This window comes from Microbacterium hydrocarbonoxydans, assembly GCF_000956475.1.
Lineage (GTDB): Bacteria > Actinomycetota > Actinomycetes > Actinomycetales > Microbacteriaceae > Microbacterium > Microbacterium hydrocarbonoxydans_A.
Genome location: NZ_JYJB01000005.1, coordinates 161,675 through 185,693, shown reverse-complemented (window position 1 = coordinate 185,693; position 24,019 = coordinate 161,675). Strand labels below are relative to the sequence as shown.

Genomic DNA, 24,019 nt, shown 5'->3' with positions numbered 1-24,019 from the left:
CGGTGATACCCGTCAGCGCTGGCAGTTGGGACACCAGAAGGTGACCCGCTCACGGGTCGGATCGGCACCCTGCGAGCCCTTCAGGATCAGCGTGCCGCACCGCCGGCAGGGGCGCCCGGCCCTGCCGTAGACCCAGGTCGTCTGCCCCCGGCGGTTGATTCCGGTGAAAGTGCGGTCGACCCGGTTCCGGTTGGCGCGGATCGTGCGCACGCCCAGGTCGAGCAGCGCACGGACATCGACCTCGGCCGTCGGAGTCGTGGGCAGGATCCCGCGCAGGAACAGGAGTTCCGCCGCGTACTCGTTGCCGAAGCCTGCGACGTTTCGCTGGTCGAGCAGGGCGACGTGGATGCTGCGAGCATCCGCTCCGAGCCGGCGGATCGCCTCCTCGACATCCCAGTCGGGGGCCAGCGGATCGGGACCGAGGTAGCCGACGAGTGACTCCTCATCGCGCGTCGGAACCACCTCGATCTCGGCGAGGTCGACGCCCACGGCTTCGCAGTCAGCCGTGCCGACGATCGCACGGACCTTGAACGCCGGATGCCGCCACTTCTCGCCCGGCCGGTAGACGAACCAGGCGCCGTCCATGCGCAGATGCGAATGAAGCGTGAAATCGCCGATGCGCATCAGCAGGTGCTTGCCGCGCGGGGCGACGCCGTGCACGATGTGCCCGGTGAGATCGACGGTCGCCGCCTGCGGGACGCGCAGATCGAACCGCGTCACCTCGTGCCCGGCCAGCACATCGTCGAGGCGATGCGCGGTGCGGAAGACGGTGTCGCCCTCGGGCATCAGACGGGCCCTGGGGTCGGAGGAACAGCGGCGAGCGGCGTGCGCGCCATCATGTCGCGGGCCAGCATGGTCGACGCGGCCACGGCCACAGGCATCACGACCACGGCTCCGCCGGGGATCAGGAAGCACAGCTGCGTCGCGACGCCGAACCCGAGCACGCGCGCGCGGCTGCCGGAGAACAGCGCCGCCCGGTCGGCGGGGCTGAGGTTGCGAGCGTCGAAGGAGCGTCCCGTGAGTTCGCGGGCCAAGAGCCGGCCGGACAGCACCACGCCGAGAACTCCGCCGAGGATGCCGCCCACGAGCGGGATGAACCCGACGAGCAGCACGAGCAGCGCGGTCAGGATGCCGAGCACGACGAGTCGGAGCCCCTCGCCCAGAGCGGTCCAGAAGCCTCCGCCGTCCTCGGGCGGAGGGTTGCCGAGATCGACCTCGACCGCATGCCAGATGCGCTGGTAGAACGGATCGCCGATCGTCAGCGTCAGGGCGCTGAACACGGCGGTCGACAGAGCGATCGCCGCGGCGACGATCACGAAGCCCACTGCTGCGCGCAACAGGCCCTTCCACGGCGCCGGCCAGTCCTCCGCGAACGGCGTGAGCCAGGCCGAGATCGAGTTCATCCCGAGGATGAGCGGCAGCAGCACGGCGGCGATGATCGCGAGTGAGATCACCGCCGGGATGAGGCCGAGGTTCATCAGGCCTGGCCGAGTGCGCCACAGCGCGAATCCGCGGATCAGGGTGCGCACGCCGGCGCCGAATTCCTGGATCATGGGTCTCAGCGTACGAGGCTCAGACCGTCTTGCGGAGCGTGTAACCGCGCGGAGTCACGACGAAGCCGGCCTCGTGCAGGGCCAGCGCGAACTCCGTGCCGTACACGCCCTCGCCGTTGACCTTCTCGACCGTGAGGGTCTCGAGGCGCCTCGATCGCGCGGTGGCGGCCAGGTCGGATGCTGCGGCTCGCAGCACGTCGGGGTCATCGCTGAACGACAGCACTGTGCGCCCTCCTCGCTCGAGGTAGAGCACGAGGGCGCCGTCGACCAGCACGACCAGGCCTCCGGCCTTGCGGCCGGGCCGATGCGAGACGCCCTCGAGGGGCGGCCAGCCGAGCGCGGCGCCGTAGGGGTTCGCAGGGTCGGTCGCGGCGAGCGTGACGGCGTGCCGAGGCGGAGGGTCGGCGAGACCCGCGAATGTGCGCAGACGATCGACGGTGGCGGATGCCGCGAACTGCGCGGCCCCGAGCTTCTCGATCACGTACCCGCGTCGGCAGTGGCCCGCCTCCTCGAACCCGGCGAGCACCCGGTACGCCTGAGCGAATCCTCCTGGCACGCCCTCGGCCTGCACCGCGCCGCGCGTGACGACGCCGTAGCGGTCGAGCAGCAGGCCGGCCGTGACAGTCGCCCGGCGGGCTGCATCCTGGGTCGCCGAGCCCGCCGACGCGTCGGCGCCCGGCAGCAGCGACCAGCGCCCGCCGAGCGAGGTCGGCCGGGGAGCGGTGCGCGCGAGCGAGACGCCTCGATAGGTGCGGGTGCGAGGCGCCCTGCGAGTGACCTTGTGAGCCTGGGAGCCGCCGGCGAGCAGCGCGCGGATCGGCGCGAAGGTGTCGTTCGTGACGCGGCTCGCCCAGGTGAGGTTCCACAGCGCCTCGAGCACGGACTGCTCGCTCTCGGCCCCGGTCATCTCCTTGAGCTGGGTCGCGAAGTAGGCGCCCCCCGCGCCGAGGGCGGCGAGCAGCTGCGCCTCAAGCGAATCGGCGCCGATCTCGGCATCCGATTCGGGCAGCGTGAACGGTGCGAGGTCTGCCGGATGCAGCGACACCCAGCCGTCGCGCCCCGGGAGCGTGCCGTTGCCCGCCCAGATGACCTCTCCTGCCGAGGTGAGCTCGTCGAGCATGGCCGGCGTGTAGTCGCGCACTCGCGAGGGGAGGACGAGAGACTCCCAGGCGCTCGCGGGGATCGGCACGCCGGCGAACTGCTCGATCACCGTCAGCACGCCGTCGAGACCCTCGAGCGGGCGAGACAGATGCTGCCAGTCGGGCAGGAAGCGGGCGTACGCCTCCGGGGATACCGGCTCGACAGACCCGCGGATCGCCGCAAGAGAGCGCATCCGCAGTCGCCGCAGCACCTCGGTGTCGCACCACTCCAGATCGTCGGCGGAGCCGGCGGCGGTGGGCAGGAAGTACCCGCTCGTGATGCGCCCGGACTGCTCCAGCCGCTGCAGGGTGTGCCGAGCGACCGCGGAGCCGATGCCGAAGCGGGTGGCGACAGCATCCGTGGTGAAGGGTCCGTGCGTGCGGGCGTGACGTGCGACCAGATCACCGAGCGGATCTGCCACCGGCTCGAGGAACGCGACCGGGATGCCGGTGGGGAGAGCGACGCCCAGGGCATCGCGCAGACGGCCGGCGTCTTCGATCGCGGCGACTCGCGCAACACCGGCGATGGTCACGGGGATGGCTCGGCGAGCGGAGACCAGCGCATCGAGATGCGCCTGCGCGGCGACCGGCTCGTCGAGACGGCTCGCAATCTCGGCGGCATCGAGTGGTCCGAGCATTCGCAGCAGATCGGCTGCGCCTTCGAGACCCCTCGCGTGGCGTTCGGGATCGAGCCGCTGCGCCTCGCGCTCGAACTGCGCGATGACGTCGGGGTCGAGCAGCTCGCGGAGCTCGACCGTGCCGAGCAGCTCGCCCAGCAGAGCAGGGTCGACAGACAGGGCTGCAGCGCGCCGCTCGGCGAGCGGCGAATCGCCCTCGTACATGAACGCGCCGACGTAGCCGAAGAGCAGATCGCGCGCGAAGGGCGAGGGCTGTGCGGGTTCGGTCTCTACGAGGCGGATCCGCCGGTCGGCGATCGACATCGCGAGCCGGCGCAGCGACGGCAGGTCGTAGACGTCCTGCAGCACCTCGCGCAGGGTCTCCAGGATGACGGGGAAGGTCGGATGCCGGCGCGCCACCTCGAGCAGCTGGGCCGAGCGCTGACGCTGCTGCCACAGCGGCGTGCGCTTGTTCGGGTTCATGCGCGGCATCAGCAGGGAGCGAGCCGCGCACTCGCGGAACCGGGAGGCGAACAGCGCCGAGCCGCCGACCTCTTCGGTGACGAGCTGCTCGAGCTCGTCGGGGTCGAACACGAACAGCTCGGCGCCGGGCGGCTCGGCGTCGGCATCCGGGATCCGCACGATGATGCCGTCGTCGCTCGCGACCGCCGACCCCTCGACGCCCAGCCGCTCGCGCACGCGCGCGTTGATGGCCAGCGCCCACGGCGCGTGCACCTTCATGCCGTATGGGGAATGCAGGATCACCCGCCAGTCGCCGACCTCGTCGTGGCCGCGCTCCACAGTCAGCGTGCGGTCGGTCGGCAGAGTCCCCGTGGCTTCGCGCTGCTCGGTGAGATGCGCCATCAGGTTCGCTCTGGCCTGCTCGTCGAGACCGGCGTCGATGAGTCGCTGCGCCGCCTTCTCGGGAGCCGCCGCAGACACCTCGCGAGAGAACCTGCCCAGCGCCTCGCCGAGTTCGAAGGGGCGCCCGATGCCGTCGCCATGCCAGAACGGCACCTTGCCGGGCTGACCGTATGCGGGGATCACGTTCACCCTGTCGTGGGTGATCTCGGCGATGCGCCAGCTCGTCGTTCCCAATGTGAACACGTCGCCGACACGCGACTCGTAGACCATCTCCTCGTCGAGCTCGCCGACGCGCGCCCCCGTGGTCTCGCCCGCGACGAACACCCCGAACAGCCCACGATCGGGGATGGTCCCTCCGCTGGTCACCGCGATGCGCTGCGCGCCAGGACGGCCCGTCAGGGTGCCGGCGTCTCGGTCCCACACGAGGCGGGGCCGGAGCTCCGCGAACTCGTCGGAGGGGAAGCGTCCCGCCAGCAGATCGAGGGTGGCCTCGTACGCCGAGCGGGGCAGCGACTGGAAGGGGGCCGAGCGCCGTACGGTCTCGAACCACTCCTCCACGCTGATCGCGCCGAGGGCGCTGGCGGCCACCGTCTGCTGCGCGAGGATGTCGAGCGGATTGCGCGGCACCTGGATCGCCTCGATCTTGCCCGCCAGCATCCGTTCGGTGACGATCGCGGTGTGCAGCACGTCGCCTCGATGCTTCGGGAAGAGCGCGGCGCGACTGATCTCTCCGACCTGGTGACCTGCGCGTCCTACGCGCTGCAGCCCGGATGCGGCAGACGGCGGCGCCTCGACCTGGATCACGAGATCGACGGCACCCATGTCGATGCCGAGTTCGAGGCTGCTGGTCGCGACGACGCAGCGGAGGACCCCGGATTTCAGCTCCTCCTCGACCTGCGCTCGCTGCTCCTTCGAGACCGAGCCGTGATGGGCCTTGGCGAGAACGGGGTCGGCGCCGGCTGTCGCTCCGGCCTGCGCCATCATCGCGGCCGGGACGGTCGCGTCGGGCAGCGCGATGCCGATCCGCTCCGAGTAGATCTCGTTCAGCCGCCCGGTGAGCCGTTCGGCCAGACGGCGGGAGTTCGCGAAGACGATCGTCGAGTTGTTCTCGAGGATGCGGTCGACGATCGCCTCCTCGACGTGCGGCCAGACGGATCCGGTCACCTCGCTGTACTCCGCCGGCTCGCCATCGACGGGCGCGGCGACTCCCGGTGGAGGGGGCGGGTTGGTCATGTCGTCCATCGGGACGACCACGCCGAGCTCGAAGGTCTTGGACGCGGGAGGCGCCACGATCTCGACGGGGGCGGAACCCCCGAGGAACCGCGCCACCTCGTCGATCGGCCGAACCGTGGCCGACAAGCCGATGCGCTGGGCGGGATCCTGTGCGCCATGCGCGCGGCGCAGCGCATCGAGCCGTTCGAGACTCACCGCGAGGTGGGCTCCGCGTTTGGTCGCGGCGACCGCGTGCACCTCGTCGATGATGACCGTGTGCACGTCGCGCAGCGTCTCACCCGCGCGGCTGGTGAGCATCAGGTACAGCGACTCGGGAGTCGTGATGAGGATGTCCGGCGGGTCGGCGACGAGCTTGCGTCTGTCGCTCGAGGTCGTGTCGCCCGAGCGCACGCCGACCGTGACGCTCGGCGCGGTGGTGCCCAGACGCCGCGCCGACTGGCCGATGCCGATCAGCGGCGAGCGCAGGTTGCGCTCGACATCCACGCCGAGCGCCTTCAACGGCGAGATGTAGAGGATGCGGGTGCGCGAGGCATCCTTCTTCTTCGGCGCAGCATCCGTGAGCTGCATCCGCTCGCGGGCTGTGCCCGTGGTCCGCTCGCGGGCTGTACCCATGGTCCGCTCGCGGAACACGCTGTCGATCGCCCAGAGGAACGCCGACAGCGTCTTGCCGGAGCCTGTGGGCGCGACCACGAGCGCATGCTTGCCCGCCGAGATCGCCTCCCACGCGCCCGCCTGCGCCGGTGTGGGCGCGCTGAAGGCCCCCCGGAACCAGTCCTGCGTGGCGGGGGTGAACCGATCGAGCACATCGCCCATCCCTCCATCTTCGCCGAGGGGACGGACATCGGCTCGGTTCACTCGTTCGGGATCACGATCCAGAGCAGCACGTAGGCCCACAGCGAGAGCCCCGCGAAGAGCACCAGGAGCACGCTGAGCAGCCGGACGGTCGACGCCTTCATGTCGAATCGTCGGGCGACGGCGGAGCAGACGCCGGCGATGACGCGGTCGTTCCGGGGGCGCACGAGAGGGTTCATGGACCCATCCTGCCCTGGCTGCCCGTCCAGATGAAGCACTTTGTCGGGACGACGGAGTGAGTTCCCCGCGTCTCCCACGCGATTCTCCCGACAAACGCGAATTCTCCCGACAAACCGTCCGCGCCGAGCGGTATGCTCCCGCCCTCGGACGATGCGGTCGAACGTGCACGACGTGACGCCGCAGAGCTCAGAGCAGCACCGGCTCGGGAGCCCAGGCGGTCGCGAAGGCACCCCACATGATCGGGGAGTGACGGGGATCCCCGGTCGAGGTCCACAGTCGGCGCTGCTCGCGCTGCCACGCGCCGAGCGCGCTGATCGGGTCATCCGATTCGTGCGCGGCGTTCACCGCGATCACGGCATCCGTCAGCATCCCCTCTGCTCGATCGCCGAGACCTGGGACGAGCCTGCGCAGACCGGCTTCGGTGGGCAGGGTCCATCGGGTGGCCGTCACATATTCGGCGCCGCGGTGCAGGAACGCCGCGACGAGCCCTGTGGGCTCTGCGAAGCGCATGTCGGTGCCCGAGTCGCAGGCGATCAGCGCGACGCGGTTGGGTGCGCGCAGCGGCTCGAGACCAGGCGCTCCCAGCGCGATCTCGGCGGCCGAGTACGGGCGATGCGCGCCGAGCGGCGGGGTCGCGCCCGGCGCATCCGCAGGGTCGGACAGATGCAGCCGCGCATCCAGCGCGTGCGTCGAGGCCGTGACGTGCCCGAGGTACAGCAGGCGTCCGGCATCCGCGAGCGCCTGCGCGAGCACCAGCCGGTCGACATCCGCTCGGCGGAACGCCTCGCCGCGCGGCAGCCGTCGGCATCCGAGATCGTCGATCGCCCGCGCGAGGTCCGAGCCGGGTGCGATCGTGCCGAGCACGCTGCCCAGCTCGCTCGTCGCAGAGAACCCGGGGACCGCGGGATCCAGCACCGTCACCACCGGCGACGACGGCGACCACGGCGACACCGCCCGCGAGGGATCGTTGCGCAGCGTGGCCGGCAGCAGGACGGATGCATCGGCCATGTCGATGCCACGCTCGACGCCGGACGTGCTGAGCAGCTCCCACGGCAGCTGCGCGGTCGACGGGGACAGCTGGATCCGCAGGTGCGGGCGGAGGCCTGCCTCCTCCAGCGCGTCGAGCTCGGCACCCAGCCACTGCGGGATCAGCGCCGAGGTGAGCAGCACCGCGAGCTGCTGCTCCCGCTCAGGATCGACGAGGTCGCCGCCGGCGAGAGCACGGGTCAGCGCTTCGATCCCGCTCTCGCCGGGCAGCGGCGAGGGCAGCGCCTTGGCGAGCCGGTCGAGCGCCGGCGCCACGAGCTCGCGGCCGATCAGGGTCATCCTCGGCGCGGTGCGCTGATGGTCCCAGATCCAGCTCACGAACAGATCGTCGCCATCGACGAACCGCAGCCGCGCCACGGGGCGCTCGCCGTCCGGGAGGTCTTCCAGCACGGCGGCGCCCTCGGTGCGCGCGCGGGGCAGCGGGGAGCCGAAGTCGGGGAGATCGCGCCAGCCGCTCACCATGCGGGCACCGTCGTCTCAGAACGAAGCGGGATGCCGTACTCGGCCTCGGCAGCGCGGATCCACTCGTCCAGCACGGGCTCGGCGCCGGGGACGGCGACGACTCGAGGCGGGGGAGCGAAGCGGACGGATGCCGTGCCCTCGCCGCCGAGCAGCCCGGCGGCGGCCGCGGGCAGCTCGCCGTGGTCCCGGACGTCTCGCTCAACCGCGTCGTCAGGAATGCTCGGACGTTCGAAGGGCAGCAGCACGGCGACGTCGGTCGGGGCATCCGCCCGCAGCGTCACGGACGCCGCCGCGTTCTCGATCAGCTGGAACAGCAGCGCCGAGTCTCCGAGCGTGCGCGCGAGACGGAAGGCGAGCTCGCGCGCGGGGGCCGCGACCTGCAGGCTCCAGCGCTCGCGTGTGACACCCGGCGCGAAGCCGTCGCGCAGCGCCTCGGTGACCAGGAGCACGGGGATCGCGAGGTCGCGCGCCTTCTCGAGGCGGGTGAGGCGCGAGCGAGGGGTGATCGACATCGACGCCCATTCGGCGTGCATCTCGGCGCGACGCAGGTTGATCCTGCCGCGGTCGTGCGGCGAGCGGGCGAGCTCCAGCGCGGCGCGGTACGCCTCGTCGGCGGCCGTATAGCGGTTGCGGGTCGACTCGGCATCTCCGAGGAACGAGTACGCCTCGAGGCGTTCGTGCACCGCCGCTTCCGAGTCCAGCTCGTCCAGCAGGGCGCGCAGCGCCTTCGCCGCAGCCGATGCCCGCCCCGACTGCAGCAGCACCGCGGCAAGGCCGGTCCTGCTGGCCGCGAGCCTCGTCGTGAGACCGATCTGCCGGGCGAGGTCCGCTGCCTGGCGGAAAAGAGCTTCCGCCTCCCGCATGCGCCCCTCCTGCATGGCAGCACGGGCGAGGTTCTCCACCGCGTGCTGGCGGCTGGTGGCATCGCCCGAGAGCTCCTGCGCCTGATGCGCGAGCTGCAGGTATTCTCGCGCCGCGGCATCGTCGCCCGTCCGCTGAGCGATCACGCCGAGGTTCGCGTATGCGTGGCCGGCGAGGGCAGGACCGACGCTGAGCGCGACCGCGAGAGCGCGCTGCGCCTCGTCCTCCGCATCCTGCAGCCGCCCGGTCATGATCAGCACCGCGGTGCGGGCGTTGTGCACCGAGAACCGGAGGAGCTCGCGCTGGTCGAGATCCTCCGAATCCAGCAGCGCCTCGGCTGCGGCGATGCCGTCTAGTGCGTCGTCCAGACGGTCCATCTGCGTGAGAGTCTGCGCCCTCGCCAGCATGCCGTTGAGCTGCACGGTGCGCGTTGCTCTCTCGTCGCCGATCAGCGCGAGAGCGTCGGATGCCGCGGCGAGACCTTCGTCGGCCGTGCGCAGCGCGCCGACCAGATCGCCCCGGAACTCGTGTGCTGCCGCGAGGTTCAGCAGCGCCCGGGCCCGCATGTCCAGGCCTTCCGCGTCGACGTCGTCGACGCGGGTGAGTGCGACCACCTCGGCGAGGACGACCGCGGCCTCATCCACGCGGCCGGCGTGCAGCATGAGGGCGGCCTCGTTGTTCCGGTCGCGTCCTGCCTTCCAGCGGGGTGACGCAGGGACGCGACCGAGCACGGCGCTCGGTGGTCGCTCATCGGGCGAGGTCACGCCCGCGCTCCCGCCACCCGCTCGGCCAGCGATGCGTCGGGCGAGCTCAGCCGAGAGGCGGCGAACGCGAGCACGCGCTCGCGCTGGTCGAGCGGCTCTGGCGCTCCATCGTCCTCGGCGCTCAGCAGAGGATCGTGCACCCGGAGCGTGCGATCGGCTGCGGGGAGGAACAGGGCGGATGCCGGCACCTCGGCTTCACCGTGGAACATCGCCGATCCGCGTTCGAGAATGACCTCTGTGCCGAGTTCCGCCGGTCCGAACCGGGCGACCAGCGAGCGACCGGCGTGCGGGGAATCGACGGCCGGCACCTCGACGTGCAGCACTGCGGCGCCCGCGTGCTGGCGGATGGTCCACCGCGCCTCGGACTCTGCGGCCACGGTCTGCGCCGGCACGTCGGCCCACCGCACGGGTGCGCTGCCCGATGCGACCTCGACGCCCGCGCGAGAGGCATGCGCGCCGCCCGCTGCGAGAGCCCATTCCTCCCTGGCACCCGAGATGCTCCGACCCGGGGTCGCGTCGAGCACGACCCCGTAGTCCTCCGCGAGGGCGGAAAGCGCCGACAGCATCCGCTCGGCGTCGATCGCGAGTGCCGAGGGCACAGCGGCCAGTGCCGCGGGGGCGGCCGCGGCATCCGCCAGAGCCCGCTCGACCGCCTGGTCGTCATCGAGCAGGTGCTCGACGATGTGGGTCGTCAGAGCGGTCTCGGCGGCGAGCAGCGCGGGGTCGAGTGCCGGAACCCGTGAGCCGGCCGGCCACCACGTGCCGGCCCAGGCGAGGTGCCCGAGTCGCAGCACGGCATCGATGACGACGGGGTCTCCCTCGCCCGCGGGCAGCGTCGCGTCGGTGCCGTGGCTCAGGGCGTCCGCGACGTCCTGCCCGTAGATCTCCGCGAGCCAGGCGGTTGCCGCGTGGACGTCGTCGACGTCGGCATCCGGGGCCGTGACGGCTTCCGTCGGGTCCCAGTGCAGCAGGCCGCCCCGTGCCTCGACGATCGCGGTGCGGAACGGGACCCGATCGGGAGAGGAGTCCGCCGACGACAGATGCACACGATCGCCCTGCACACGGATCTGCGCGCTCATGCCGCCTCCGTCGCTTCCCGGGCGCCGGCGCCGCGGATCATGGCCGTCTTCAGGCGCTGGCGCTGATCCATCACGACCGAGCGCAGCACACCGTCGAGGACGTCCCACACGTCGGCGCCCTCGATGCCCTGATCGCGCAGCTCCCTGCCGTGCAGGCGAACCCAGAGCCGCCGCAGGTAGGCGCGGCGCACCGAGCGCACGTCGTCGATGATGGGAGCGGGCACTCCGCTCAGTCCGTCGGGCATCCGCAGTGCTCGCCGCACGTAGGCCTCGCGATGCCAGCGTGCCGCCAGCAGCCGGTGAGCCGCGGAGGACTGCACCGTGCCGCCCTGCTCGAGCGCGCTGCTCGCCTCCGTCCCGAGCAGCATCGCCACCCGGCTCTCCTCCTCGCCGAGCTGCCACGCGCGCGCGGAGCGGATGATCTCCTCGGCGAGCAGTCCCTCGGCGTCGACACCGAGCTCGGGCGGCACGCCGCCCGAGAGCGCGGCGAACAGCCGCTCGAAGATCGACCGGTCGAAGGGCGGCGGAAGGTCGCGTTTCGAGGCGGTCTCGCCGAGCTGTGGCACGGGGGGAATCGGATGCCGGGTGAGTCCGAGCGCGTGCGCTGCGCCCTCTTCGCCCAGGGCTCGACCGGAGGCCGTTCCTGCGGCACGGTCGACGAGATCAGCGAAGGGCGCGCACGCCGCGCCCGCTGGGGAGGCGTCGAGGGCTGCGGCGACGGCGTCAGGCGAGGGCGGGGGCGCTGCGGCCTCGGGCCGCCGGTCCCAGGCATCCGCGAGCTCGCGGCCGAGCCGCGCAGCATGTTCTTCGTCGGCGAGGATCCGGCGCATGTGAGCGAGCAGCGAGTCGCCGGACGCCTGGGCGATCTCCGCGACGACCTCGGCGGCGACGGCATCCGCCCCGTCGGACGGAGCACCCGCGGTGCGCGCCAGCTCGTAGCAGCGCTGGAAGTACTTCTCCTGCGGGTTGCCGTCGGTGATCCGCAGCCTGCGCCGTGCCGCCTTCAGCTCGAGGAACCAGGAGGATGCGGCCGAGAGCTCGCTGCCCGCCGCGCGGATGCGGGCGCGGAGCTCGGCCGCGGCGGACTCCGTCAGCGAGCCGCCGGCGAGAGCGGGGTTCTGCACGGGCCGGATCACCAGCGGATCGAGGATCAGCTTCAGGGTGCGGGCCAGCGGGCGCCCTGATCCGTTGCTCAGCGGAGCGACACCGGGGCCGAGCTCCATCCAGGCCTGGCTGATCACCTGCGCGCGCGGACGGGAGGCCGCGGCCTTCTCGGGGGAGGGCGCCTCGGAGGAGAGGTCGGTGGCGCTCATGACCGCCAGCCTATACAGCGCGACGCCCCCGCTCCGCGGAAACCCGTGATCGGGAGGGCAATCCGCGGCGGGAGGCTGACGTCATGAACACGAACGAGTCGCGAGGGTATGTGCTCAACGGCAGCACGGTTCTTCCGCTGGGGTCGACGCCGGTTCCGCCTCGGCGGCCGCACGACCCGCGCACGGTGCGACGGCGCATCCGATTCCGCTTCCTCGGATTCCTGCTGACGCCGGTGCTCCTCGGCGCGGCGATCTTCATCGGGACGTGGATGCTCTCGCCGCCGACGCGCGATCTGGAGATCCTGCCGGGCGCCGCGGTGATCAGCATCGACGAGCAGGACGTGGCGATCGTCGTCTACGCCGACGACTCCCGCCCTGGCATCGGCGAGCCCATGTTCCAGCACCGAGCGGCGGCGATCCGGCTCTCCGACGGCGAGACGCTCTGGGACCAGCGCCTGAACGACGATCTCGGCGGCGAAGCCATGGCGCTCGCCGGTGACTCGACTCTCGTCTACGTCGCGAGTGACGAGGGGCTCGTGATCCTGGATGCGGCGACCGGGAACATCCGCGCCGAGGGAACCGGCGTCTCGGGAATCGGTTCCGACGCCGTGCTCGCCGCCTCGGCATACGGCTACGACCTCGAGACGAACGCCGTCGTGGCGCTCACCGGCTCGGGCGCGGTGCTGCAGATCCCGGTCGGCACGCAGACTGCGACCGCGGCGGATCCCGACGTCGCGAGCCGATGGCGGGGCGCGCTGAGCGCGAGCGCGTTCCTCGACACCGCGGCTCTCACGACTCGCGTCGACGCGGCGACGGGCCCCGATGGCACGAAGGTCGAGATCGAGTCGATCGCCGAGGCCGTCAGCCGCGATGCGCTCGTGATCACCTCGCCCGACGGCCGCACCGTCAGCCGCACCGAGCTCGTCGGCGCCGAGATCATCCCCCTCACGGGCCCGTCGTCGCGGCAGGGTGTGATGCTCGAGACGGGGCAGTTCCTGGAGGGGGACTTCGACGGGATCGACCTCGACGACGTCGAGGCGCTGCTCGAGGCGGCGAGCGCGCAGGCATCGGCCGGCAGCGCGCCCGCGACCCCTGCAGGGTTCGCCTCGGGGTACGTGCTCGTGCAGCACCGGGAATCCGTGAACGCCGAGCGGATGCTGCTCAGCAGCGTGTCCGTCGCGACCGGCGAGATCGTCGACACGGTCGAGATGGGGACCGACGCGCTGAGGGCCGTCACCGGTTCCTCCGGCACGACGGCCGTGATCGCGGCCGCACCGGAGTCGTGGCAGCCGGACTCTCTGCGAGTGCTCGATGCGGACGGCTCGCTGCGGCCCGTCGAGGTCGGGCAGGTGCCGTGGTGGGTGGCGCCGTTCGGATGATGCTTCGCGCGGATGAGGGGTCCGCGCGGATGGGGGAGCGGCCGGTCCGGAGTCTTCGACGTCCGGACCGGCCGCGTGACGCCGGTCAGACGGCGTGCAGGGCCCCCTCCGCATCGATCTCGAGCGTGAGATCGAGATCGAGCCTGGCGAGGAATGCATCGTCGTGACTCACGACGAGCACCGCTCCGCGGTAGGCGCGCAGCGCCTCGACGAGCTGATCGACGGTGTCGATGTCGAGGTTGTTGGTCGGCTCGTCGAGAACGACCAGGTGAGGGGCGGGATCGCTCATCAGCAGCCTCGCGAGCGCCACCCGGAAGCGCTCGCCGCCGGAGAGCGCAGCGACGGGACGTTCGGCCGTCGCCCCGCGGATGAGGAAGCGCGCGAGCCGGTTGCGCAGCTCCTTCTCCGGCACCTGGGGTGCGGCATCCGCGATGTTCTCGAAGACCGTGCGGGTCTCGTCGAGATCGTCGACGCGCTGCGGCAGGTATCCGATGCGGTCGGTGTGGGCGACGGCATCCGCGCGTTCACAATTCAGGAAAGAAGAGTCCCGCGGCGGTTCCGGGGTGCGGGAATCCCGGGGTCCGGCGCCTTCGGCGACAGATCTTCCTGAGTTGTGAACGGCGCCGGCGACCAGCCGCTCGAGCAGCGTCGTCTTGCCCACGCCGTTGCGGCCGATCAGCGCGACCCGCTCAGGACCCTGGATCACCCATTCCCGCTCGGCGTCGCTGATCGTCGCGATCCGGCGCGATCTCGACACACCGGGATCGGGCAGCTCGATCTTCATCGACGCGTCCGAGCGCACGCGGCGCCCCGCCTCGTCGAGCGCCGAGCGCGCCGCATCCTCCTTCGCCCCGACCTCGACGCGCAGCCGGCCTGCCGAGACCTCCGCAGCCATCTTGCGCCCGTTCATGACGATCTTGGGCTCCTTCTTGTTCTCGTAGGCCTTCTTGGCCATCTGACTGCGGGTCGCGAGCTTCGACTCCGCCTCGATGCGCTGGCGCTTCTCCTTGCGGAGCACCTGCTTCGCCGCGACCTCGGCCTGCTTCGCGGCATCCTGCTCGGCATCCAGCCGTGCCCGCCATTCCGAGTACGGGCCGCCGAACACGGTCAGCTCGCTGCCGTACAGCTCGGCCGTGTCGTCCATGAGCTCCAGCAGCGACAGGTCGTGACTGACCACGACGAGCGCGCCCTTCCACGACTCGACCATCGCCGCCAGCGTCGCGCGGGCGTCGCGGTCGAGATTGTTGGTCGGCTCGTCGAGCAGCGTGATCGGCGCACGGCGAAGGCGGATGCCGGCGATCGCCACCAGCACCGCCTCGCCACCAGAGAGCTCTCCGACACGGCGGTCGAGGAAGTCGGGGGAGAGGCCGGCTTCGGCGAGGGATGCTGCGGCTCGCGCCTCGATGTCCCAGTCGTCGCCGACGGCATCGAAGCGGGCCGGATCCACATCGCCCGCCTCGATCGCGCGCACGGCGTCGAGAGCCGTGGCGACGCCGAGAAGCTCGGCGACGCGGCGGTCGACGTCGAGCGTCAGCTGCTGCGGCAGATAGGCGATCTCGCCGGTGGCGGTGATCACCCCCGAAGTGGGGGTGAGGACACCTGCCATCAGGCGCAGCAGAGTGGACTTCCCTGCCCCGTTGCGCCCGACGAGACCGGTGCGGCCGGTTCCGAAGGACCCGGACACCTCGCTCAGGGCGGTCGAGCCGTCAGGCCAGGTGAAGGTGAGGCGGTCGAGGACGACCGAAGCGTGAAGGGTGGGTGTTGACATGAGTGTCTCCTGTCGAGTGCGGGGTGCACTGACACCGATCCCCCGGAACGTCGAGGGGTTCCCGGAACGGGAGGGTGGCCGTGGAGTCGGCGATCGTCGGGTCAGCGCGCGAGAAGAGGGGCGCGGAGGCGACGGATCAGATCAAAGGACTTCCAGACACGGCGGACAGGACGCCACGACGATACCCGCCCCGGGCGGCGCGCGCAACCCGGGCGTGTCGCTCGTGATCATTCACGCTCGCCAGGAGTTCACCCGGTGGCCACCTGCCGGGGTTAGCGTGGCTTCATGACCAGACCGCATCGTCGCGTCCGCACCGTCGGAATCGCTGCAGCACTGCTCCTCGTCGTCGCAGGGACCGCCACGGCCGCGCCCGCGGTCGCCGCATCCTCGCCGTCCTCAGGCGGCCAGGGCGCCGCGGGCGACGTCCGGTTCGCCACGTTCAACGCCTCGCTCAACCGCGGTGCGGAGGGCGCGCTGGTCAGCGACCTGTCTGCGCCGGGCAACGCGCAGGCGGATGCCGTCGCCGAGATCATCCAGCGCGCCAACCCCGACGTCCTCCTCATCAACGAGTTCGACTACGTCGCCGGGGGCGAGGCGCTGCGCCTCTTCCAGGACAACTACCTCAGCGTGCCGCACGGCGATGCGGCCCCGGTCGAGTACCCCTATCGCTACACCGCACCCGTGAACACGGGCGTGCCCAGCGGCTTCGATCTCAACAACAACGGCGCCGTGGGCGGCGGTGACGACGCATGGGGCTTCGGGCTCTTCCCCGGGCAGTACGGCATGGCCGTGTACTCCAAGCTGCCGATCGACGAGGACGCGGTCCGCACGTTCCGGAACTTCCGCTGGGTCGACATGCCCGGCGCGCTCCTGCCGGACGACCCGGCCACCGATGCGCCCGCCGACTGGTACTCGCCGGAGGAGCTCGCGCAGTTCCCGCTGTCGAGCAAGTCGCACTGGGACGTGCCGATCCGGGTATCGAAGAACAAGACCGTGCACTTCCTGGTGTCGCACCCGACTCCGCCGACCTTCGACGGCGCAGAGGATCGCAACGGCACGCGCAACCACGACGAGATCCGCTTCTGGTCGGATTACGTCACCGGTGGCGATGCCTCCGCGTACATCACTGACGACGCCGGCCGTGCGGGAGGGCTCAAGGGCGGCTCGCTGTTCGTCATCGCCGGCGATCAGAACGCCGACCCGAACGACGGCGACTCGACCGGCGGCGCGATCCGTCAGCTCCTCGAGAACCCGAGGATCAACACGAGCACGGTGCCGACGAGCGCCGGGGCGGCAGAGGCGACCGAGCTCCAGGGCGGTGTGAACCTCGATCATGTCGGCGCTCCCCAGCAGGACACGGCCGACTTCTCGGAGCCGCCGGGGAACCTGCGCGTCGACTACGTGCTGCCCAGTCGGCAGATCCGCGTCCTGGGGTCAGGCGTGTTCTGGCCCGCGTCCGACGAGCCGCTTTCGGCGCTGACAGGCACCTACCCGTTCCCGTCGAGCGATCATCGCCTGGTGTGGATCGACGCCGGCGTGCCCGGCGCGAGGCGCTGACCACCCTCAGACGCTGAGGTTCTCCAGCCATCGGTCCAGGAACACCCGCACGTCGACGAGCTCGTCCTCGGAGATGCTGTGGGTGAGACCGGTGTACACCCGGCCGGAGAGGTCGGAGTGCGTCGGCAGCCAGTCGGCGGTGTGCACGACCAGGTTCGGCGGGATGACGTCGTCGTGTGTGCCGCGCCCCCAGAAGACGCGCGGGCGCCGCTCAGCCAGCTCAGGATCGCCGGGGAGGTCTCCCGGGGCGACGTATCCGCTGAGCGCGACGACGGCGCCGATCCGCTCCGGCGCGAGCCGCAGCGCCTGCAGCGACACCGCCGCGCCCTGTGAGAAGCCGAGCAGTGCGATGTCGTCGGCGCCGATCTCGTCGAGCCAGCGCAGCAGGGCTTCGGCGGCGGCCGTCACGTGCGAGGGATCGCGACCGTCGAGCCCCTCGATCGGATACCAGGAGCGGCCGGGCATCGGCCAAGGCGGGGCGAGGGGAGCGGCGACGGATGCCACGGCGAGCCCTGCGGGAAGATATCGCGCGAGCCCGAACAGGTCGTTCTCGTCGGCGCCGTAGCCGTGCAGCAGCACCAGCAGCGGCATCCGCTCTCGGGCCTCTGTCGACCAGAGCGTCGCGCTGTCGTCGATCCTCAGGTTCTCGCTCACGCCTCCATCCTGCCTGGTAGAAAGGACACATGGCGGTTCGCACACCTGATCCTGATCCCGAGCCCGAAGACGACGGGCTCGCCGGCTTCGCCGCGGCCACGCCGGCGCCGGGATCGAACCCGGGCTGGCTGAGCGAGTTCGAGCTGGAGGAGGCGCGGCGTCGGCTGCCCATGCTCTACGTCGAGGCCGTTCCGGTGCGCACCGACGGCTCGGGAGTCGTCACCGAGATCGGCATCCTGCTGCGTTCGACGCCGATGGGCGAGATGACGCGCACGATCGTCTCGGGCAGGGTCCGGTTCGGCGAGACGATCCGTGACGCCCTGTTCCGGCACGTCGAGAACGACCTCGGCCCCATGGCCTTCCCGCTGCTGCCCCCGCAGCCCTTGCCGTTCACGGTTGCCGAGTACTTCCCGATCCCCGGTGTCAGCGCCTACCACGACGACCGTCAGCACGCCGTGTCGCTGGCGTTCGTGGTGCCTGTCACGGGTACCTGCGAGCCGCGTCAGGACGCGCTCGAGGTCACCTGGTTCACCCCGGAGGAGGCGGGGTCGGATGCCGTCGCCGCCGAGATGGAGGGCGGCCGCGGCACGCTGATCCGGCAGGCCCTCGCGAGCGTCGGGCTGCTGCGCTAGCGGCATCCCCTTCCACTACGGCGCCCTTCCGCTACGGCGCCCTTCCGCTACGGCGCCCTTCCACTACGGCGCCCTTCCGCTACGGCGCCCTTCCGCCACGGCGCCCTTCCGCCACGGCGCCCTTCCATGACGCCCTCCTCTGCTACGGCGTGAGAGCCCTCGCCCGCCCGGCTCCCGCCGGTCTCGGCCCGCTGCGCTGACCGTCGCCTCCGGGGAGGCCAGTGGCTCGCTCTCTGTACGTATGATCCGATTTCCTATAGGATCGAGGAACGCCACCACAGAGGGGAACGCAATGACGCGCTTGTTCAACGATCCGGACGATTTCGCCGCCGACTCAGCCGCCGGCTTCGCCGCGGCATCCGGACGCTGGGTTCGCCAGGTCACCGGCGGCGTCGTGCGCTCGACGCGCGGACCCGAGCCCACGGTCGCCGTCGTGATCGGCGGGGGCAGCGGGCACTATCCGGCCTTCGCCGGACTGGTCGGGCCCGGTCTCGCGCACGGCGCGGCGATGGGAAACCTCTTCGCCTCGCCCTCCGCGCACCAGGTGCACTCCGTCGCGACGGCCGCGCACGAGGGGCGCGGCGTCCTGCTCAGCTACGGCAACTACGCCGGCGACGTCCTGCACTTCACCCAGGCGCAGGAGCGTCTGCGGGAGGCCGGCATCGACTGCCGGACGGTCACGGTGACGGATGACATCTACAGCGCGCCCGCCGACGAGAGCGAGAAGCGCCGCGGAATCGCCGGAGACCTCGTGGTGTTCAAGGTCGCAGGCGCCGCCGCCGAGGCGGGATACGACCTCGACGGCGTGGAGCGCGTCGCGATCCTCGCGAACGAGCGCACGCGCTCGCTCGGCGTCGCCTTCACGGGCTGCACGCTGCCGGGCGCAGATGAGCCCCTCTTCACGGTTCCGGAGGGGCGCATGGCCGTCGGCCTCGGCATCCACGGCGAGCCAGGCATCGACGAGGTCGACGTCCCCTCGGCAGACGGGCTCGCCGAGCTGTTCGTGTCGTCGCTGCTGGCCGAGATCCCCGAAGGTGTCGACGTCGCTGGCGCACGTGTCGTGCCGATCCTGAACGGTCTCGGCAGCGTCAAGTACGAGGAGCTCTACGTCGTCTACGACGCGGTGCATCGACTGCTCGGTGAGGCCGGAGCGGTCGTCGTCTCGCCCGAAGTGGGGGAGTTCTGCACCAGCTTCGACATGGCCGGGGTCTCGCTCACGCTGCTGTGGCTGGATGACGAGCTCGAAGATCTCTGGCACGCACCGTGCGACACCCCGGCGTATCGTCGCGGCGCCGTCGACGGCCGCGTCGCGGCCGAGATCGCGGGGGAGGATCTCCACGAGGACGAGTTCGCCGTCGGCGACGCGAGCGACGAGTCCCGCGCCGCGGCCGTGACGATCGGCCGCGCCCTCGATGCCATGGCCGGGATGCTCGACGAACAGGCCGATGAACTCGGAAGGATCGACCGCGTGGCCGGCGACGGAGACCACGGGATAGGCATGCAGCGCGGCAGCAGAGCGGCCGCGACCGCGGCTGCCGATGCAGTGCAGCGCTCGGCCGGCTCCCGCACCACGCTCCAGCACGCGGGGGACGCCTGGGCCGACAAGGGCGGCGGCACGTCGGGTGCCATCTGGGGCGAGATGCTCGTCGCGCTCGGCGCCGCACTCGGGGACGACGCGGCCGTCGATGCCGAAGCCGTCGGCGCCGGCGTCGCCCGCATGAAGGATGCGGTGATGTCCTTCGGCAAGGCGAAACCCGGCGACAAGACCATGATCGACGCGATCGTCCCGTTCGCCGACCGCCTCCACGAGCGACTCGGCGCCGGCGCGGGGCTCATCGAGGCGTGGAGGGATGCCGCGGACGCGGCGACCGCTGCCGCCGAGGCCACGGCCCAGCTGACGGCCAAGCTCGGACGGGCGCGTTCGCACGGCGACAAGAGCATCGGCACCCCAGACCCGGGCGCGGTCTCGTTCGCGCTCATCGCACACACGGTTCTACGGATCCTTGAGGAGGAAGACTGACATGGCACTTCGACTGGTGATCGGCTCGGACGACGCGGGGTACGAGTACAAGGAGCGCATCAAGGCAGACCTGCGGGAGAACCCGCTGGTCGCCGAGGTGGTCGACGTCGGCGTGGACGCCGACGGGCACACGAACTACCCGCGCATCGCGACGAACGCCGCCGAGCGCGTGGCCGCCGGCGACGCCGACCGCGCGATCCTGATCTGCGGCACGGGACTCGGCGTCGCGATCGCGGCGAACAAGGTCCCGGGAATCCGCGCCGTGACTGCGCACGACTCGTTCAGCGTCGAGCGCTCGATCCTGTCCAACGATGCGCAGGTGCTCTGCATGGGGCAGCGCGTCATCGGCATCGAGCTGGCGCGCCGGCTCGCGAAGGAGTGGCTCACGTACACGTTCGACCCGCAGAGCGCTTCGAACGAGAAGGTGCAGGAGATCTGCGCCTATGAAGGGCGCTGACGGCCGCCTCATGCTCATCGGGGTCAGCCTCAAGATGTACTTCTCCCACACGCGCACGCGCGAGTGGGTGCAGGAGGTCTCCGGCATCCTGGCCGCGCATCCCGCGGCGGCGGGGGTATCGGCGTTCGTCATTCCGCAGTACCCGTCGATCCCCGCATGCGTCGAGATGGGCGATCGTCTCGCGGTCGGCGCGCAGGACCTCGCCACGGAGGATGCCGGCCCCTTCACCGGTGAGGTTTCCGGTGCGGTCCTCGCCGAAGTCGGATGCCGTTACGTCGAGGTGGGCCATGCAGAGCGCCGCCGCCTGTTCGGCGAGACCGACGACATCGTCGCAGCCAAGGTCCATGCGGCGCTGCGGAACGGTCTGACCCCGATCCTCTGCGTCGGCGAGGAGCAGCGCTCGAGCGCGGAGGAGTCAGCGCAGGCCTGCATCCGGCAGATCGAATCCGGGATGCGAGCGGCGGACGCCGCCGGCATCGGGGGCGCGATCGTCGTGGCATACGAGCCGCTGTGGGCCATCGGGGCGCCTGCGCCTGCGGGGCCGGAGCACATCCGCAGCGTGTGCGCCCGGCTGCGCGCGCATCTGGCCGACCGCGCCGTCGTCGGCGGATCGGGCGGCCGGCGCGGACAGGTGATCTACGGCGGCAGTGCCGGACCTGGTCTGCTCAGTGAGGTGGGGGGATGCGTGGACGGGTTGTTCCTCGGGCGCTTCGCGCACGACCCGAGCGCATTCCGTGACATCCTCGATGAAGTGGATGCGCTGAACGGATGACTGTCCTCGGCGCGCAGGAGGGACGGAAGATGGCGGCCGAGCGCGACGGTGGCATCAAGGGACTGGACTCGACGATCAGGCGTCGCGGTCTGCGCGACCATGTCTACGAGCGCATCCTCCAGCTGCTGCTCAGCGGAGACGCCTCGCCTGGTGCGCGCCTGTCGATCGACACGATCGCCCGGCAGCTCGACGTCTCGCCCACCCCCGTGCGGGAGGCGATGGTCCAGCTCGAGCGCACCGGACTCGTCACTCGAGAGGCGCTCAAGGGGTATCGGGTCGCGCCGCCGCTCGGCCTCGGCCAGCTGCGGGAGCTGTTCGAGGCTCGCATGATGCTGGAATCCGAGGCGGCACGTCTCGCGGCGCCGGCGACAGCGGAGATGCTGGCCGAGCTGAGGGCGGCGGAGGAGGCGCACCGCCTGACCGGCGGGCGTGTCATCGCGGCGCTGCGCGCCGGTGCGAACGACGTCGAGCTCACCACCGCGTACTTCGCCGCCGATGCCGCGTTCCACCGCGTGGTGTTCGAGCACTGCAGCAATCGCTATCTCACCGAGATGTCGGAGAACCTCGGCGCTCAGGTGCACCGCATGCGGCAGTCGATGGAGCACGGCGTCACCGATGTGCGCGAGGCGATCGCCGAGCATGAGGCGATCGTCGACGCGTTCGCGGGCGTCACCGCAGAGACTCCGCAGGACGCTATGCGCCGGCACATCGAGGGAGTGCGAGCGCGCTCTCTCGATCTCGAAGGCGCCTGAGCTTCGCGTTCGAGAATGCATCCCTTGTCTTTTGCTCTATTTCCTATAGGATCTACGAAGACCCGCACATCGTGGGCCTGAGATGACCGTCAACGGAGTCGTGATGACCGCAACGCCGCACCCCCACACCAGCGAGACCTGGCCGATCGCCGTCTGCATGCACGGCTTCGCGCCGGTCCTTCCGGACGGAACCCGTCTGCACGACGCCCCCGTCGAGGAGTGGGATCGCGTGTTCCGCCAGGTCGCCCGGCTCGGTTTCACCGCGGTCGAGATCGCCGACAGCCACATCCGGCCTTCCGAGCTGACGCCGCAGCGTCGCCAGGAGCTGAAGACGGTCGCCAGCGAGAACGGTGTGCAGCTGATCTCCGTGCACGTGCAGCGGCAGAGCGTCATCCAACCGGGCAAGGGCGAGGAGAACCTCGCCTACGCCCACCGTGCGATCGACGCGGCTGCCGAGCTGGGCATGACGGTGTTCTCCACCGGCCTGCACCAGCCGTTCACCGAGGCGCAGCGCAAGGCGCTCTGGTTCTGGACCGCCCGCGGCCCGGTCGACCCTGACGATGCAGAGACGCGTGCTCTCGCAGTGCGGCGTCTGCGAGAGCTCGGCGAGCACGCAGCATCCGTCGGACTGCCGATGTCACTGGAGATGTACGAGGACACGTACCTCGGCACCGCGGACAGCGCCGTGCGTCTCGTGCAGGAGATCGGCCTTGACAACGTCGGCCTCAACCCCGACATCGGCAACCTCATCCGCCTCCACCGGCCCATCGAGGACTGGCGAGAGATGCACGAGAAGACCCTGCCGTACGCGAACTATTGGCACGTGAAGAACTACATCCGCGACGAGGCCGGCGACGGCTCGTGGCAGACCGCCGTCCCGACCAGCCTCGAGCTCGGCCTCATCAACTACCGCGACATGGTCGCGCGCGCGATCGAGCTGGGCTTCCGCGGGCCGTTCCTGATGGAGCAGTACGGCGGCGACAGCCTCGGCGTCTGCGCCACCAACCGCGACTACCTCCGCACACTCCTGCCCGAATCCGCGCAGGCCTGAGACGACAGCTTCACTGAAGGAGACGATCCCCATGACCGAGCAGGAACGCCCCGTCTACGCCGTGATCGGCAGCGGCTACATGGGCGGCGGCATCGCGCAGTCGCTCGCCCTCTCCGGCGCCGATGTGCGCATCGCCGATGTCGACATCGACATCGCGCGCGGCAACCGAGAGCGGCTGATCGCCGAAGCCGGGCAGTTCGCCGCCGACGGACTCTTCGCCGCCGACGCCGCAACGGTGATCGCAGAGCGCCTCACGGCGGCCACGATCGAGGATGCCGTCGCCGGAGCATCCTTCATCGAGGAAGCCGTGCCCGAGAAGATCGAGATCAAGCACGCGACGCTGCGACGGATCTCAGAGGCGGCGTCCCCTGACGCCATCATCGGCAGCAACACCTCCACGATCCTCATCGGCCGTCTGGCCGAGGCGGTGACGAACCCGGCTCGTTTCCTCGGCGTGCACTTCTCCAACCCCGCGCCGTTCATCCCCGGCGTGGAGCTCATCCCGCACTCCGGCACCGACGACGCCGTCCTCCCGGTGGTCGAGCAGATCGTCGCCGCCACCGGCAAGGAGACCGCCCGCGTCAAGGACGCGACGGGATTCGTCCTCAACCGCCTGCAGTATGCGCTGTTCCATGAGGCCACCCAGCTCGTGGAGGAGGGCGTCGCGACGCCCGAGGACATCGACACGATCGTGCGCACGACATTCGGGTTCCGGCTGCCGTTCTTCGGCCCGTTCGCGATCGCCGACATGGCGGGGCTCGACGTCTACGCGTTCTGCTACGCCTCGCTGCAGACCGAGTTCCCCGAGCGCTTCGCGACGCCGAAGATCCTCGCGGACCTCGTCTCGGCCGGCAAGCTCGGCACCAAGTCGGGGGCGGGCTTCCTCGATGTGCCGGCCAACCGCACGCCCGAGCTGGTCGCGTACCGCAACAAGGCCTACGTCGCGATGAAGAAGCTCGTCGACGAGCTCGGCCCCGCCCCGATCCACAACTCCGAGAGCTGAGAGGTCCATC

Annotated in this window: 19 protein-coding genes; 9 read left to right on the top strand and 10 right to left on the bottom strand. The window is 70.9% G+C overall.

The annotated features are described in order from the left end of the window. Positions 1–12 precede the first annotated feature (12 nt). From RS84_RS03185 to RS84_RS03150, 8 genes are all read right to left on the bottom strand, one after another. Positions 13–786, bottom strand: coding sequence for a DNA-formamidopyrimidine glycosylase family protein (locus RS84_RS03185; RefSeq protein ID WP_045256302.1), 774 nt, complete (start codon positions 784–786; stop codon positions 13–15). After that, positions 786–1,553: an EI24 domain-containing protein gene (locus tag RS84_RS03180; RefSeq protein WP_045256301.1), complete on the bottom strand. Its 768-nt coding sequence runs from the start codon at positions 1,551–1,553 to the stop codon at positions 786–788. Before RS84_RS03180 ends, RS84_RS03185 begins: the two co-directional genes overlap by 1 nt. 19 nt (positions 1,554–1,572) lie before the next feature. Further along, the gene (locus RS84_RS03175) at positions 1,573–6,219 is read right to left on the bottom strand and encodes an ATP-dependent helicase (protein ID WP_045256300.1); all 4,647 of its coding nucleotides are present in this window, start codon (positions 6,217–6,219) and stop codon (positions 1,573–1,575) included. A 38-nt stretch (positions 6,220–6,257) separates the two neighbouring features. Then, the gene (locus tag RS84_RS03170; RefSeq protein WP_045256299.1) at positions 6,258–6,437 is read right to left on the bottom strand and encodes a PspC domain-containing protein; all 180 of its coding nucleotides are present in this window, start codon (positions 6,435–6,437) and stop codon (positions 6,258–6,260) included. Between the two features lie 187 nt (positions 6,438–6,624). Further along, positions 6,625–7,947 (bottom strand): CHAT domain-containing protein, encoded by a 1,323-nt coding sequence (locus RS84_RS03165; protein ID WP_052676190.1) that lies wholly within the window; start codon positions 7,945–7,947, stop codon positions 6,625–6,627. Further along, a complete protein-coding gene (locus RS84_RS03160; RefSeq protein WP_045256298.1) occupies positions 7,941–9,572 on the bottom strand; it encodes a tetratricopeptide repeat protein in 1,632 nt (543 codons plus the stop codon). The genes RS84_RS03165 and RS84_RS03160 overlap by 7 nt, the downstream gene beginning before the upstream one ends. Beyond that, entirely contained in the window at positions 9,569–10,651 is a 1,083-nt protein-coding gene (locus tag RS84_RS03155) for a hypothetical protein (RefSeq protein ID WP_045256297.1), read from the bottom strand. The genes RS84_RS03160 and RS84_RS03155 overlap by 4 nt, the downstream gene beginning before the upstream one ends. Then, positions 10,648–11,964 (bottom strand): hypothetical protein, encoded by a 1,317-nt coding sequence (locus tag RS84_RS03150; RefSeq protein ID WP_052676189.1) that lies wholly within the window; start codon positions 11,962–11,964, stop codon positions 10,648–10,650. The genes RS84_RS03155 and RS84_RS03150 overlap by 4 nt, the downstream gene beginning before the upstream one ends. 83 nt (positions 11,965–12,047) lie before the next feature. On the opposite strand from RS84_RS03150, the gene RS84_RS18570 reads away from it, so the two are divergent. Continuing rightward, a complete protein-coding gene (locus RS84_RS18570) occupies positions 12,048–13,343 on the top strand; it encodes a PA2928 family protein (RefSeq protein ID WP_052676188.1) in 1,296 nt (431 codons plus the stop codon). An 85-nt stretch (positions 13,344–13,428) separates the two neighbouring features. Here RS84_RS18570 and RS84_RS03140 read toward each other — a convergent pair whose 3' ends face one another. Then, positions 13,429–15,111 carry an ABC-F family ATP-binding cassette domain-containing protein gene (locus tag RS84_RS03140; RefSeq protein WP_045256296.1) on the bottom strand — a complete coding sequence of 561 codons (1,683 nt, stop codon included), beginning with the start codon at positions 15,109–15,111 and terminating at the stop codon, positions 13,429–13,431. Positions 15,112–15,396: 285 nt separating this feature from the next. Between RS84_RS03140 and RS84_RS03135 the strand changes: the two genes are divergently transcribed. Beyond that, complete coding sequence (locus RS84_RS03135; protein ID WP_045256295.1) at positions 15,397–16,668, top strand: endonuclease/exonuclease/phosphatase family protein; 1,272 nt, start codon at positions 15,397–15,399, stop codon at positions 16,666–16,668. A gap of 6 nt (positions 16,669–16,674) precedes the next feature. Here RS84_RS03135 and RS84_RS03130 read toward each other — a convergent pair whose 3' ends face one another. Beyond that, positions 16,675–17,322, bottom strand: coding sequence for an alpha/beta hydrolase (locus RS84_RS03130; protein WP_235281370.1), 648 nt, complete (start codon positions 17,320–17,322; stop codon positions 16,675–16,677). A 29-nt stretch (positions 17,323–17,351) separates the two neighbouring features. Here RS84_RS03130 and RS84_RS03125 point away from each other — a divergent pair, with 29 nt between their 5' ends. The 7 genes from RS84_RS03125 (at position 17,352) to RS84_RS03095 (ending at position 24,009) form a co-directional block, all read left to right on the top strand. Continuing rightward, positions 17,352–17,954 (top strand): NUDIX hydrolase family protein, encoded by a 603-nt coding sequence (locus RS84_RS03125; RefSeq protein ID WP_045256294.1) that lies wholly within the window; start codon positions 17,352–17,354, stop codon positions 17,952–17,954. A gap of 292 nt (positions 17,955–18,246) precedes the next feature. After that, positions 18,247–19,974, top strand: a complete 1,728-nt coding sequence (locus tag RS84_RS03120) for a dihydroxyacetone kinase family protein (protein ID WP_045256293.1) — start codon at positions 18,247–18,249, stop codon at positions 19,972–19,974. Position 19,975: 1 nt separating this feature from the next. Continuing rightward, entirely contained in the window at positions 19,976–20,431 is a 456-nt protein-coding gene (locus RS84_RS03115; RefSeq protein ID WP_045256292.1) for a ribose-5-phosphate isomerase, read from the top strand. Next, entirely contained in the window at positions 20,418–21,203 is a 786-nt protein-coding gene (locus RS84_RS03110) for a triose-phosphate isomerase family protein (protein WP_045256291.1), read from the top strand. Before RS84_RS03115 ends, RS84_RS03110 begins: the two co-directional genes overlap by 14 nt. Further along, the gene (locus RS84_RS03105; RefSeq protein ID WP_235281369.1) at positions 21,200–21,955 is read left to right on the top strand and encodes a GntR family transcriptional regulator; all 756 of its coding nucleotides are present in this window, start codon (positions 21,200–21,202) and stop codon (positions 21,953–21,955) included. The genes RS84_RS03110 and RS84_RS03105 overlap by 4 nt, the downstream gene beginning before the upstream one ends. Before the next feature lie 82 nt (positions 21,956–22,037). Beyond that, positions 22,038–23,006 (top strand): sugar phosphate isomerase/epimerase family protein, encoded by a 969-nt coding sequence (locus RS84_RS03100; protein WP_235281368.1) that lies wholly within the window; start codon positions 22,038–22,040, stop codon positions 23,004–23,006. A gap of 31 nt (positions 23,007–23,037) precedes the next feature. Further along, positions 23,038–24,009, top strand: coding sequence for a 3-hydroxyacyl-CoA dehydrogenase family protein (locus RS84_RS03095; RefSeq protein WP_045256290.1), 972 nt, complete (start codon positions 23,038–23,040; stop codon positions 24,007–24,009). Positions 24,010–24,019 lie beyond the last annotated feature (10 nt).